Consider the following 13,878-nt stretch of genomic DNA (forward strand, 5'->3'; position numbering starts at 1 on the left):
CATTCGATGCGATCCTTACAACTCCGTCATTTATATCATCATAGAAGGAAATTAGAGATCCTGTGATGCTCCATAAACTCAAGAGAGAGCTCGAACAATCTCCCGTGATTCGATTGGGCAACTACGATTATTTTGTGAGTCCGATCACAGATGGTATTCCAAAAATGGATCCTGACATCTTGGCTGAGGTCATTGAAGCAATAATTGAAGTCGGCGATTTTGATTGCGACATGATCACGACACCCGAAGCCATGGGAATACCGATTGCTGTTGGCCTTTCTCAAAGGCTACACATTCCATATAATGTTATCAGAAAGAGAAGATATAGACTCCCCGGTGAAATCACTGTTAGCCAACGTACAGGATACTCTGCGACAGATCTGTATATAAATGGAATAAAAAAAGGAGATAAAATCGTCTTCGTCGATGATGTTTTGAGCACTGGCGGTACATTAATAGCAATCATATCAGCATTGATCGAACTTGGTGCGATTATTAAAGATGTAATCATTGTCGTCGAAAAAGGAAACGCGAAGTCGAAGATAGAAAAAACGACTGGTGTGCGGATTAAGACTCTTGTAAGAGTAGATGTAAGGGATGGTAGGGTAGTCGTATCTACTTGATAAGGCGTCTCCTCATCAGTATGATTGCCACAACAAAAGTTATTCCAGTTAGCATTATAATATAGATCACTCCAAGGAGATCCGTCCATCCTATCATGTTGTAACTGAGATCTCTGATAAGCCTCGTTGAGTGAGTGAGTGGAAGAAGCTCAGCCAGGGCTTGTCCCCAACCAGGCAGTACGCTCAGGGGGAAGAAGGTCCCGCTAAAGAGGAACATCGGAGTAATAAGGAGGAAGAAAGGGTAGTTGAATGAGTCTATATTGGGGACCAGAGCGGTGAAAATCATGGCAATGGCGGCAAACATAAGCCCAGACAAGAATCCAATGAATGGCACAATAAGAATTCCCGGAAATCTCGCCAGGCCCGCGATGCAAACAACGACAAGCACAATTGTCGAATTTAAGAAGCTCTTCGTAGCGCCCCAAAACATTTCTCCGGCTATCACATCCTCAATGCTAAGGGGCGTAGCAATGATTGCATCGAATGTTTTCTGATAATGCATTCTCACATACGAACCGTAAGTGCATTCAAAAAATGCTGAGTACATCGAGGAAATTGCTACGAGACCTGGGGCTAAGAACATTGCATATTCAACCATTATCCCCTCATATTCCACTTTCCCGATCAATATCCCGAAACCCAGACCCATCGCTACCAAATATAGAATTGGCTCAAGGAAAGGGGGCAGAAAATTTGTCTTCCATGTGGTAAAGAATACGTCCCGATTCCTTCTCCAGACCATGATAGATCTTCTTGTAATGTTTGAAAGAATACTCAATCTCTCAACCCCCTTCCAGTGAGTTTTAAGAAAACATCCTCCAATGTTGAATTTCTTATCACCGTATGGTTCAGTTGAAAATGATTACGAAGAGGAGCAAGGAGCTCTTGAGGAGAATTAGTATATGCGTAAATTCGATCCAAACCTCTTTCAAAAGAAATCCCGCGAGACTGCAAATAATCTTCCAGCCCAACAGGTGGCTCAACGATTTCTACGACGCTACCATAGGAAAACTTAACGATCAAATCTGCTGGCCTACCCTCAGTGAGTATTCGGCCGCGATCCATGATTAAGAGGCGGTCACAGAGCCGCTCTGCCTCATCCATATAGTGGGTAGTTAAAACAACCGTGACTCCTGATTTTCTTAATTCCCTGATTTTATCCCATATAAGATGCCGTGCCTGAGGGTCGAGACCTGTCGTGGGTTCGTCTAGAATCAAAATTCTAGGATCATTTATCAATGCCCTCGCGATGATGAGACGTCTTTTCATACCTCCAGACAGCTCAGTTATCAATACATTCGCCTTTTCCTGGAGTTGCATGAATTCAAGCAATTCTACCGCTCGCTTTTCAGCCACCTTTTTTTCTATTCCAAAGTATCTTGCGTAAACAGTAAGATTCTTGAGGACCGTAAAATCTGGATCTAAATTGTTTTCCTGGGGTGCTACACCTATCAGAGCCTTTACTTCCCTTGGTTTCTGTTCAACGTCCAATCCCATAACAGATAATTTACCAGATGTAATTGGAGAGGAGCAGTAAATCATTTTCATTACCGTGGTCTTGCCAGCACCATTCGGACCGAGAAATCCATAGCACTCGCCTTCGTTAATATAAAAGCTAACCCCATCAACGGCCGTCAACGTTCCATATTTTTTCGTAAGACTCAATGCTTCAATCACTTTCATGTCGCAGGGTAATCTCACGGTCATTTAATTAAAATGTCTGCATATCTCAGCAAAATCAAAGGACGTTGATTATGCTAAGAACATCATGCCCATTTGAAGACAATTAGCATAATTGTAATGGAATGAACATATGACAGCATTGTACGATTTGAACTCCTTGTGGAAGTAGAATTTCTAATTTATATTATTCCCTTCATCATCCTTGGGAGTTTTCTGGGGATATTTAGTGGGATTGCTCCTGGTATTCATGTAAACACCCTCTGTGCGATCTTAATACAACTGCACCCTTGGGTTGCCGGCTTTATCAATGAAATGAAATGGATACCGGATAACGAAATTACTCCTGTCCTCATCTCTTCCATGATCATATCTGCTGCAGTAGTTCACTCATTTCTTGATATAATACCATCGATTTTCTTCGGCGCGCCAGGAGATCCCGATTGCCTTTCTGTTCTCCCGGGACATAGACTGCTGCTTTCAGGAAAGGGAATTGAGGCTTTATATTGCGCAGCCAAAGGAGGACTCATCGGCACTTTCCTTGCCATTCTTCTAGCTTACCCACTTTATCTTTTGATGGGGGAGCCATTAAAGGTATATGAGCATTTCAAACCGATAATACCTTTTTTTCTAATTTCTGTCATAGCGCTTCTTGTCCTGTCAGAAAAAGATGAAAAAGGTAGTTCCGCAATAATCGACGTACGCTCTGGCTCTATTGATTACAACCCATGCACCATTTACATTAATAAGGTAATTCCGAGCGATAATAGTGATGTCTTGGTCTCTGGAAGAATTTTGAAAAAGAATTTAAGGAGTTATATGTTGCACACTCCCTTTGGCTATTGGGAAATAATTCCCACACGTGGTATCAATGAAGGTTTTGCGACTCTTAAGGGCAGATGGAAATTCAAAAGGCATTATGCAAAAAAGAAATTGATAGCCTTCATCCTCTTTCTTTCGTCGGGCATTCTTGGATATGTTGTTATGAATGGTAACTTGCCAACTTATCCATTATTCCCATATGGAGGTATGGACCTCTTGTTCCCTCTTCTAAGTGGTCTTTTTGGAGTTCCATCGCTGATTCTCTCATTAGGTCGCTCTACAATTCCTCAGCAAGATTACATATGCAGAAAAGAAGAGGTGAGCTATGGCTCCGCTACGAAAGGCGCGGTCATCGGCATAATAGTTGGTTGGATTCCTGGTATTACGCCAACGACAGGAGCAGTGCTCGCAAACCTAGTTCGCCGGAAGAAAAGAAATGACGTGCTTCTTTCTTCAAGGGAATTTATCACAATGGTTTCTGCATTGGGAACATCAGCCACACTCTTCAATCTTGTTGCATTATTCTCTATAGGAAAGGGAAGAAGCGGGGTTATGCTCGCTATCGAAGAAATCCTCCAATTTGACTCTAGTCCTCTTCCTGCAATTAATTCCTTTCAGATTTTTCTGCTACTATTGTTCTCAGGATTCGTTTCATCTGCGATTGGTTTTGTATCGACATTGATCTTTGGAAAGCTCATCACAAGAAAGTTTGAAAAAATAGACTTGGATAAAACTAATAAATTGATTCTCATCCTGATTGTTCTCCTTGTCGTACTATTGACTGGCCTGAACGGTGCTCTAGTACTCGCAACGGCAACTTGTCTGGGACTACTAGCACCTTTGCTCAATATCAGGAGAGTCCAGCTGACGGGGTGCCTTTTATTACCTATTACGATTTTCTTTGTCGATATGAGTATTTAAGCAGAAAAATTGGTTGCTTGGCTAGAAAATATGACAATCAATACTGAGAAAGCATCATTGCCATCTTCATCTCACACACATGGTTTGCGATGCTTCGTAGAGCTTCCTCGGTGTCATCATTGCTGGTGTATATTTCTATTATATGGGAGCCTTCAACCACACCTTCTGCACCTGAAAGAACTGCCATTCTCGCTTGTTGAGGATTCGATACTCCAAAACCCAAAAGGACGGGTAAGTTAGTATGACTTTTGATCAATTTTAGGAACGTGAATGCACTCCTTGGGAATCTCCTCTTTGGTCCAGTTACGCCGGGCACGGACACCATATAAATGAAACCTGAGCTCGCATGAACAATCTCAGCAATGCGATCCATTGAGGACGAGGACGAAACGATCCTTATCATTTCAAGACCGACACTCTTTGCAATGTCGTCGATAACAACTGATTCCTCCAGTGGAAGGTCGACTATCAGGAGCCCGTCAGTTCCAGCAGAGAATACAGATTCACAGAATCTTTGAATTCCGTATCGAAAAATCGGGTTCATGTAACTCATTACGATTATCGGCCTGTCTTCAGCTACTCCCCTCAGTCTATTCACAAGCTGGAAAAGATGGTCCGTTTTGAATCCTCTTGACAATGATCTTTTCATTGCACCCTGTATGATCGGTCCGTCGGCTATTGGATCGGAAAACGGTATTCCGATTTCGATCATGTCGGCACCAGCCTCGATTAAAGTTTTTCCAAGGCGCTCCGAGAAGGACAAAGATGGGTCACCAGCACAAATATAAGGAACAAATGCACCAGATCCCCGATGTTTGAGAACACTGAAAAGAGATGAGATCCTGCTCATGCAAACCCTTCCTCTCCTGCGACGTGGGCCACGTCTTTGTCACCTCTTCCTGAAAGATTGACAATTATAATTCGATCCTTTGGCAGATTTCTTGAGAGACGACTTGCAAAGGCAATAGCGTGAGCGCTCTCCAGTGCTGGAATTATGCCTTCCAATTTCGACAGCAATCGAAATCCCTCCAATGCCTCTTGATCCTCAATGGAAACGTAATTAACTCTCCCAATTGACTTCAAATACGCATGTTCAGGTCCTACGCCTGGGTAATCCAAGCCAGCAGCGATTGAGTGCGTCTCTTTGATCTGACCATCTTCATCTTGGAGGATCATTGTGCGGGCTCCGTGCAAAATTCCTTCGACGCCAGCAGTGAGACTCGATGCGTGCATTCCCGACAATATTCCCTTTCCGCCTGCTTCGACGCCGAACATCTTTACAGAAGTGTCTGATAAAAAAGGATGGAAAAGCCCAATAGCATTGCTTCCTCCCCCTACGCACGCAATGAGCATGTCGGGCAACTTGCCAGCATGTTGCATTATCTGCATTTTTGCCTCTCTTCCTATCACAGACTGAAAATTACGAACGATCAAGGGATAGGGATGCGGGCCAACTACGCTACCTATAATATAATGTGTGTAATCGCTTGATGCGGTGAAATCCCGCATCGCCTCATTAATGGCATCCTTGAGCGTTCTTGATCCTGATCTCACAACATTTATTCTCGCGCCAAGCAGCTTCATTCTAAAACAATTGAGCTTCTGTCTTTCGACATCAGTTTCGCCCATATAAATCTCGCATTTCAATCCAAGAAGTGCACACGCGGTTGCAACCGCTACCCCATGCTGGCCTGCACCAGTCTCCGCAATAATTCTCTCCTTACCCATCCATTTTGCAAGCAGTGCCTGACCCAGAGCATTATTAATCTTATGAGATCCTGTGTGTGCCAGATCCTCACGCTTCAAAAATATCTTAGAACCGCATTTTTCTGAAAATCTCTTGGCAAAGTAAAGTGGGGTTGGTCTTCCTGCGTACTCGCTCAAAAGAGTATCCAGCTCATCCTTAAAAGCACTTTCATTTCTTATGCGATTATATTGGCACTCGAGTTCTTTCAGAGCGTGTATAAGAATTTCTGGAACATAAGTTCCACCAAATCGCCCAAAATAAGGCGATTCTAACAGGATCTACACCTCCTAATAAACTCCGAGACCAAGGTTTGATCTTTTCGACCAACAGATTTTTCGACGCCAGAGGACACATCAACAGCGTAAGGTCTCATGGATCTCACGAGATCTACATTCTCGATGCCAAGTCCCCCAGCAATTATAGCCCTGCGACATAGTTTCAAAGGTATCGCGCTGTAGTCGTGAGCCCTGCCCGACCCAGGAACTGGACTATCGAACAAAAGCGCATCTGCAACTTCCAAAAATTCATAGATTTCCTCATCGGTCGGCTTCACTGCCCGAATAACTGCTATGCCATGAGATCTGATGCTTTCGATCTCTTCACAATCGAGGTTGTAGAGTTGGATAACATCGACGTTCGCAGCCTTGACGAATTTTATCGCCTCTTCAGTGTCTGCAGGAGAACAAACTAAAACTTTTTTTGTAAATGGCCCAACAGTTGATACAATTTCGCGAATGCACCTGAGAGAGAGACTTCTTATAGAGCTAGGAAAGTGAACGAAGCCGAGAGCGTCCGCCCCAAGATCTTCGCACATGATTGCATCAGACGCATTAGTTATACCACAGATCTTGATTTTCAACGTCTAATCCTCCTCGCCTTTGCAATGATTTTTTGTACTTCATTCACGGGATTTACGGAAGTGAGGATAAAGGAGCCCACGAGCACTGCATCAAACCCCGCTAACATCATCAAATCATTAGCATGAGTCACACCGCTCTCCGCTATCAGGATCTTGTCATGAGGAATGAGATCTTTGATTTTGCTGAGAACGGAGAGATCGGTTTCCAATGTTCGCAAGTCTCTTGAGTTGATCCCAATGAGTTTGAGCTGACAAAAATTGGAACAGGAGGAGACTTTATCAACATCTTTGCGGTCATGCACTTCGACCAAAGGTTCGATGCCGAGATTAATGCTTTCATCAATCATTTCCTCCAATGCTTCGCGATTCAGCAATTTCGAAATTATCAATACCGAATCAGCGCCTACGTTTGCGGCCGTTCCAATCTGTTCTTTTGACACGACAAAATCCTTATAGATCAGCGGTAGCTTGACTTTATTGCGAAAGAACTCGAAAAGCTGCAAACTCCCTGCAAAAAAATGCTCCTCAACAACGACGGACATTCCCTGCAACCCTAGTGATTGGTATGAGCTCGCAATTAAAGATGGTGGAGGCGGAACGTACATCTCCCGAGCGGAAGGGATGCGGTTCTTAAACTCACCTATTATAGCAAGACCGGGTGCGTTGGTTATAGATTCAGATAGTTTCTTTGAACTTCGCGAAAGACGATCGTGTTCACCTGCAGGAAAAGCAGGATCTTCAGAAGTGATCTTCAGCATTTTCTTAAGCGCAATAATAGTTAAGGCATTCGTTTCGTTGAGTATATCCCCGTCGAGATTGCCTAATAGCTCCCGACCTTTTTCTTTCGTCTTTATTCTTTCAATCAATAGATCGGCAATCTCTCTATATCTTGATGACAGTTCTCTGAGGTAGATACGTGATCTCTCCATTAAAGTAGAAACGCTTATGCGAAGCTGCCGCTCTGCTTCAAGCTCATTAGCAAGATGATATAAATTCCTCAGCGATTGCAGAGATTTTCCGCTTTCAACTGCTTTCTTAGCGATGCAAACACCGTCTTCGATACTTTCAGCACGATTTGCCGCATAAATCGCTGCACCTGCATTGAGCAAGACGAGATCGAGTTTTGGACCTCGATGTCCATGAAGTGCCGAGAGCAAGATCCTTGCATTGTCAAATGCGTCCCCACCGGCAGTCTCTCGTGGATCGACGCGATCCATTCCAAACATTTCTGGTTCAATCACATATTCGAATATTCTATCTTGGTTCAGTTCCACGATCATCGTTTCGCCAGTGTTGGTTATTTCATCAAGACCAGAACCATGAGCAACTAATGCGTGTTCAACGCCTAAAGATTTGAGCAATCTGGCCATCCGAGCAGCGATATGGGGATCATATACACCGAGCAAACGGTAACGAGCATTAACGGGACTTGCAAGGGGTCCGAGAAGATTAAAGAATGACCGAACCCCGAGCTCCTTTCTTATGGGACTGACTTTTTTCATAAGGGGATGAAATTTTGGCGCATACAAGAATCCAATTCCTGCATCAAAGAGACATCTCTCAACGTCAGGGGGATCCATGTCATAGGGAATTCCTATTGCACCAAGAACATCTGCAGAGCCACACACGCCCGAAACGGAATTATTGCTGTGCTTCGCCACAGGTATGCCGCAAGATGCAACAACGATCGAGGCGACCGTACTTATGTTGAACGTTCCTAAACCATCACCGCCTGTTCCGCAGAGATCGATGGTTCCATTGGGTGAAGCTATCTTAATGACATTTTCCATCATCTCTGAAACAAAACCCAATAGTTCCTCCTCTCTTGCGCCCTTCATTTCCAGTCCCATAATCAGAGCTCCAATTTGACCAGGCGTCACTCTGCCAAATAATATGTCATGCATTATAGACTTTGATTGCTGGTACGTGAGATCTTGGCCACTAATCACCTGTTTAATTGCATCTCGAATCATTTTCTGCACATCCGCAAGAAATTCGAGAATATTTGACGTCCAAAAGAAGTCAATATGGATTCTGGATGAAATTGAAGTCCAAACATCGGTCTGTCTAAAACTTCAAGGGCCATTATTTCCTGGGCTTCACTTACGGCAATGACTTGCAACGAGTCTGGCAACGTATCGGGATCGACAACTAAGGAATGATATCGAGTTGCCTTGAATGACCGAGGAATGCCATCGAAAATGGAAGAACCAAAATGACGGATTTCTGAAAGCTTACCATGAACGGGCAATTTTCCTTTGACGATTTCGGCACCATGTAGATATGCAATTACCTGATGACCCAAACAAATGCCGAGCAAAGGTAAAGCGATTCCTGAATTTGCAACGATTTTCAGGCTTCCTTTTGATTCTCTTGGATGACCTGGACCTGGAGATATAATGATGCCATCGAAATCTTCGATGCGTTCCTCTAACCCCAACACATCATTTCTCAAAACAACAACATTTGCGCCCAATTCGCTCATATACTGGGTGATATTGTATACAAATGAGTCATAATTGTCAACAACGAGAATCCTTACCATATTATGCACGCTCCCTTTGTGAAATCGAGGAAATTGCCGTGATCATCGCTTTCATTTTCTGTTCTGTTTCATGATATTCTAAGGTTGGAATCGAATCTGCAACGATTCCAGCTCCTGCCTGAATTCTTGCCTTCCCATCTGAGACAACGATCGACCTTATAGTAATGGCAAAGTCCATGCAACCATTGAAATCAAAATAACCCACCGCACCAGCATACGGTCCCCTTGGCACTCTTTCAAGTTCAGATATTATTTCCATCGCGCGGATCTTTGGAGCTCCTGTTACGGTGCCTGCTGGAAAACAGCTCTTCAACACGTCAAATGCGTCGCAGTCATCTCTCAATTCGCTCTCAATATTCGAAACGATATGCTGGACGTGCGAATATTTTTCAATTTCCAAGAGTTCGGTCGCTTTCACAGTTCCAGGCTTGGAGACCTTTCCAAGATCGTTTCGCGCTAGATCAACAAGCATAATGTGTTCCGATCTCTCTTTTTCATCCAGCAGCATTTCAATCTTGAGTTTCTCGTCCTCTTCCCTATCAGGATCTCTCCGACGTGTGCCAGCGATCGGCCTCGTAGTGAGTTTTTTACCCTCCATCCTCACGAGCATTTCCGGCGAAGAACCTATCAATTTGATCCCTTTGAAGTCGATGAGAAATAAATATGGGGAGGGGTTTATCTTCCGCAGTGCGAGATACATCGATAAAGAATCGCCTTCAAAATCAAACTCAATCCTTCGTGAAATAACGACCTGGAATATATCTCCTTGCACTATGTATTCCTTGGCTTTATGAACAATTTCCTCGTAAATTTGCTGGTTGGGTTCTGAGACAACTGTGCCCAGTCTAACTGGTGCGAGACTACATGTTTCAGCCGCCTTCGCACATTCATGCAATTCATGCAGTGAACCATATGAAATGAAAAATGTTCGATTGTGCAAGTGGTCGATGCAAACGAGATGCGTTGGTATCAAGAAGTACGCTTCAGGTGCATCATACTCGTTTCCCTGTTTAAAGCCTTTGATATTTTCAAAATGCCTTGCGAATTCGTAGGAAAAATATCCGACTGCTCCACCTGAATATGGTGCGAGCTGCGAGAGACCACAATCGAACGAGTAAAACCATTTTTTCATGGCTTCATAAGGATCTTTGACATAAAAACATTCATCATCGATCCAGATTCTGTTAGATTTCGATTTAAATGTAGAAATCGGACATGCCCCGATAAATGAATACCTAGCAGTCTTCACCGTACCTTCCACTGACTCCAAAATAAAACATTCACCAGGAAAGTGTTTTCGCATCGATAAGAACACAGATGTGGGATTAGCAACGATTCCATCCTGAAATGCTACACTTATCTTCAGCGATCGCCCATTTTGTTTCGTACCAAAGGAAATACCTTCTGTCTTTCATGCTCATTAGTGATAATTAATGACCTATTTGTATCTTTTGTGCTTATATTTGTACACTAATATTCCCAAATCCATTACAAATCAATAAATAAATTTTGCAAATTTTGCAAGCCGCGCATCAATGCTATTATTTGATGAAACGCCGCACTAGCAGATGTGGACGGTATGCTAAGAAATCACAAGATAAGAAGAAATGGCATTGAAATTAAGCTACAATCTATTTGTTACCCAGACCAGCAAATCTTGACCTCAAATGGAACTTCCCGTGTTAAACATGCTCATACAGACCACCTACCAAAGAGGTTCATATGATCTATGGCGATTTGCACAGAGCTTGCAGCTCGTCTCGCAAGGGTTAGGGCAAAGCAAGTCATTGATATTTACAGCGATTGGAGAGTCAAAATTTCAAATTCAGGGCGTGTGCCAGGCGCCTCGATGGTCCTGATAAACAATGAGAAACGCGTGCTCCACACCGGAGATTTCACCACAAGAAAGAGATTCGAAATCGAATCGGCCAAGCCTATTCATGCAGATATTTTGATAATTGAAGCACCATATGGAACTCCTGGGTTCATTTTTCCGAAAACCGAAGACGTTGTGCATCAAATTCGGGACTGGGTAGAAGAAACTCTTGCTGATGGTTTTTCAGTGATCTTTTTGCATATTCGCTCGGCAATGCGCAAGGACTCATATCGATCCTTTGGGCTTATTCGCCCTATGTGCATGAATCAATTGGAGTTATAATGGAAGTCTTAAGAGAGTCCTCTTCTAATTTCTCCTATAAAATCAAGAAACCAAGATTCTCTAAAGTGATGATTTATCCTACCAGTTATCTCCGCAGGGACTTTATTAAAAAATACAAAACAAGAAGTATAAATTTGCCACTGCTTCCGGTGCTGCCGTTGATCCTTTCTTCAAAGTAAGGATGCAACTCGATGCTGCATTTCCACTCTTGGATCACGCTGACTTCGAAGAACTCATTTCGTTCGCTGAAAAATGCAACTCAACACTTGTGCTTACCCATCATGGGCATGTAAGAAGACTAGCAGGAGAAATCCAAAAAAATAATACGAATCACCTCTAGACCTCTCATGAAAAAGCATATTTCACTGCTCGATTACTTGTAAACAAGAAATTACCACATTTTTGGATAGGTACCTGGCTTCATGAATACCCGAATGGTCTTCGCAGCAATGCCATCTTTTGCCACGAGCATTCGTTCTGCATTCATTAGAGCCGTCGCAAGTGCAACAACCTCTTCCTTTTCCGTAAATATCGCAACGTTGCTTCCTTTCAGGATCGTATCTTCAATACGCGTGATTCCAACCACGGCCAGGTCAGCACCGTGACAGATTGCGTCTACTGCGCTATCTTTCACATAAATCTTAGGGATGCTATCAAATAATTTTTCAAAAGGCATGATGATTTTTTTAATCATAAATTCATTCCCATCTTCTTTCCAAAATACCCACGCATCTTTGATGTCCTGGAGTTTGCAAGAGTCCTCCTCCTTCAAATTGCCAGAGCGAACGCGCCTTAATTCCTCCATGTGCGCTCCGACTCCAAGAGCTTCACCAACATCATAACAGAGAGTTCTGATATAAGTTCCAGCATCGCATGAGATTCTAAATAAAACGTCCCTTCCCCTAATCTCGAGTATTCTAATTTCGTGTATTTTCCTTACTCGCAATTGGCGCTTCACTGCAGATCTTACCGGCGGAATCTGGTAAATGTCGCCAACAAAGCTCATCAAGATTCTTGCCACATCACTTTCCTTTTTTTCCCTATGTAACTTCATAAAACATACATATTCTTTATCGGATTTTAGCGTAAGATCGATTGCACGCACAGCTTTTCCAGTTGCTATTGGAAGCACGCCACTCACATTTGGGTCTAGAGTACCACCATGGGCAATTTTCTCGACCCCCAGAATATCCCTCACCCAAGCCGTCACCTGATGAGATGTTGGTCCAGGCGGTTTATCGAGATTGATCAAACCAGCTTCCAATAGTTCTTCAACTGTTCGTTCTGATGGCGGTTTCCCCCACCTCTCAGTAGAAAAATATTCCTCCCTAATCAGTATTTTCGACAACCCTTTTCCTCCATCGCTCTGAGAATTCTAGAAACGACCTCATCAGGCGAAAGGCTTGTCGTATCGATAACAAAATCATAAAAATTTCTGTCTTCAAAGCTGAAACCATAATATTGCTCATATCTCTTGAGTTCGCAGCGCTCCCTCTCCGCAATGGAAGCTCTTGCTTCAGCAAGATCGATCCCATCTCTCTTTGATGCACGCCTCGCCCTCTCTTCAAAATCCGCATCCAGGTAGATCTTGAAAGCATCAATCCCATTTTTATGCATGAGATATCCGGTCAGACGACCTTCGAGTATGATGTGATCATTCTCTCGGGCTATCTTCAAGATCTCTTCGTCAAGCATGCGATCGATAGAGCTGTCCTCGCTGGCGATTTTTCCGAAATCCTCCAGAGAAACGCCTCTCTCTGAAGCCATCTTTCGGAAAATCGAGCCGGCCACGATATAGTTCAGACTTAATTTTTCCGCTAATTGTCGACAGACCGTTGTTTTTCCAGAGCCGGGGGGGCCACTAATCGTGATTCTCATTCTCCACCGGCCTTTAGCTGGTTCAATCTTTTCTTGAATGCAAAAAAGCGTAGCACACGCGCAAGCACCTGCCCAAACGGCAGACTTATCAATGAATAAAGCAGGATCCAGCTTGGCAATACATACACAGCATTCAAATTTGCATTGTGCGACCACGGAACCGCAAAATAAGCCGAACCGATTTCGATCATGAAAATAGAAAGCCATGCAAATATGGGTACAACGATAATCATTGTAATAGGAAGGAGTTTCATCTGAGATGATGAAACTTGCATCGACTTCTCAAGGATTTTTGGCTGTTGTTCTGTGAGTTTCTTGATCTTGTATGTATTGTTTTCAAGTCTTGCCTGCCTGAATTCTTTATTGAAAGCAGAAACGATTTTTTGACTCTTTACTTGTTCGATATAATCTACCGTAAAGTGTCTTATAATTACTGTCAAGCCTGTCATCACTATGCCTGCTAGAAAGAGTGTTGCAACAGGATATTTTCCACCAAACCCGATGATCGGCTGCAGACCATACCCAACAAGCTGACCGAGGCCGTTTCTCAAAGTAGGATCAAATAGAATAAACAGGGCGATAATAAAAACTAACATCGTGGTGATCCGTGATGTACTGCTCTTTTTGCGATCGGGATTTGCCAAC

At 43.3% G+C, this 13,878-nt stretch carries 14 protein-coding genes; 3 read left to right on the plus strand and 11 right to left on the minus strand.

From position 1 onward, the window contains the following. The first annotated feature begins 65 nt into the window (after positions 1–65). Positions 66–623 (plus strand): hypoxanthine/guanine phosphoribosyltransferase, encoded by a 558-nt coding sequence (hpt, locus tag QW087_00975; GenBank protein MEM2943301.1) that lies wholly within the window; start codon positions 66–68, stop codon positions 621–623. Here hpt and QW087_00980 read toward each other — a convergent pair. Further along, on the minus strand, positions 616–1,401 hold the full coding sequence (locus QW087_00980; protein MEM2943302.1) for an ABC transporter permease: 786 nt from the start codon (positions 1,399–1,401) through the stop codon (positions 616–618). The two genes, hpt and QW087_00980, sit on opposite strands and share 8 nt — an antisense overlap. Then, a complete protein-coding gene (locus QW087_00985; protein MEM2943303.1) occupies positions 1,398–2,306 on the minus strand; it encodes an ATP-binding cassette domain-containing protein in 909 nt (302 codons plus the stop codon). The genes QW087_00980 and QW087_00985 overlap by 4 nt, the downstream gene beginning before the upstream one ends. Before the next feature lie 159 nt (positions 2,307–2,465). Here QW087_00985 and QW087_00990 point away from each other — a divergent pair, with 159 nt between their 5' ends. Then, a complete protein-coding gene (locus QW087_00990; GenBank protein MEM2943304.1) occupies positions 2,466–4,046 on the plus strand; it encodes a tripartite tricarboxylate transporter permease in 1,581 nt (526 codons plus the stop codon). A 37-nt stretch (positions 4,047–4,083) separates the two neighbouring features. Here the strand turns inward: QW087_00990 and trpA are convergent, their stop codons facing one another. The 6 genes from trpA to QW087_01020 are packed head-to-tail and all read right to left on the minus strand — an operon-like array spanning position 4,084 to position 10,596. After that, complete coding sequence (trpA, locus tag QW087_00995) at positions 4,084–4,896, minus strand: tryptophan synthase subunit alpha (protein ID MEM2943305.1); 813 nt, start codon at positions 4,894–4,896, stop codon at positions 4,084–4,086. Next, positions 4,893–6,071 (minus strand): tryptophan synthase subunit beta, encoded by a 1,179-nt coding sequence (gene trpB / locus QW087_01000; GenBank protein MEM2943306.1) that lies wholly within the window; start codon positions 6,069–6,071, stop codon positions 4,893–4,895. The genes trpA and trpB overlap by 4 nt, the downstream gene beginning before the upstream one ends. Beyond that, a complete protein-coding gene (locus tag QW087_01005) occupies positions 6,062–6,652 on the minus strand; it encodes a phosphoribosylanthranilate isomerase (protein ID MEM2943307.1) in 591 nt (196 codons plus the stop codon). The genes trpB and QW087_01005 overlap by 10 nt, the downstream gene beginning before the upstream one ends. Next, positions 6,649–8,625, minus strand: a complete 1,977-nt coding sequence (trpD, locus tag QW087_01010; protein ID MEM2943308.1) for an anthranilate phosphoribosyltransferase — start codon at positions 8,623–8,625, stop codon at positions 6,649–6,651. Before trpD ends, QW087_01005 begins: the two co-directional genes overlap by 4 nt. Further along, a complete protein-coding gene (locus tag QW087_01015; GenBank protein MEM2943309.1) occupies positions 8,622–9,197 on the minus strand; it encodes an aminodeoxychorismate/anthranilate synthase component II in 576 nt (191 codons plus the stop codon). Before QW087_01015 ends, trpD begins: the two co-directional genes overlap by 4 nt. A 1-nt stretch (position 9,198) precedes the next feature. After that, positions 9,199–10,596, minus strand: coding sequence for an anthranilate synthase component I family protein (locus QW087_01020; GenBank protein ID MEM2943310.1), 1,398 nt, complete (start codon positions 10,594–10,596; stop codon positions 9,199–9,201). A 330-nt stretch (positions 10,597–10,926) separates the two neighbouring features. Here QW087_01020 and QW087_01025 point away from each other — a divergent pair, with 330 nt between their 5' ends. After that, positions 10,927–11,355, plus strand: coding sequence for a hypothetical protein (locus QW087_01025; GenBank protein ID MEM2943311.1), 429 nt, complete (start codon positions 10,927–10,929; stop codon positions 11,353–11,355). 391 nt (positions 11,356–11,746) lie between these two features. Here QW087_01025 and QW087_01030 read toward each other — a convergent pair whose 3' ends face one another. Genes QW087_01030 through QW087_01040 form a run of 3 tightly spaced genes read right to left on the minus strand, consistent with a single transcriptional unit; the run spans position 11,747 to position 13,877 of the window. Further along, positions 11,747–12,703: an RNA-guided pseudouridylation complex pseudouridine synthase subunit Cbf5 gene (locus QW087_01030; protein MEM2943312.1), complete on the minus strand. Its 957-nt coding sequence runs from the start codon at positions 12,701–12,703 to the stop codon at positions 11,747–11,749. Further along, positions 12,688–13,233 carry an AAA family ATPase gene (locus QW087_01035; GenBank protein ID MEM2943313.1) on the minus strand — a complete coding sequence of 182 codons (546 nt, stop codon included), beginning with the start codon at positions 13,231–13,233 and terminating at the stop codon, positions 12,688–12,690. The genes QW087_01030 and QW087_01035 overlap by 16 nt, the downstream gene beginning before the upstream one ends. Continuing rightward, positions 13,230–13,877 carry an EMC3/TMCO1 family protein gene (locus tag QW087_01040; protein ID MEM2943314.1) on the minus strand — a complete coding sequence of 216 codons (648 nt, stop codon included), beginning with the start codon at positions 13,875–13,877 and terminating at the stop codon, positions 13,230–13,232. Before QW087_01040 ends, QW087_01035 begins: the two co-directional genes overlap by 4 nt. Between the last annotated feature and the right edge of the window lies 1 nt (position 13,878).

The sequence above is a fragment of the Methanomassiliicoccales archaeon genome (assembly GCA_038850735.1).
Classification (GTDB): Archaea; Thermoplasmatota; Thermoplasmata; order Methanomassiliicoccales; family JACIVX01; genus JACIVX01.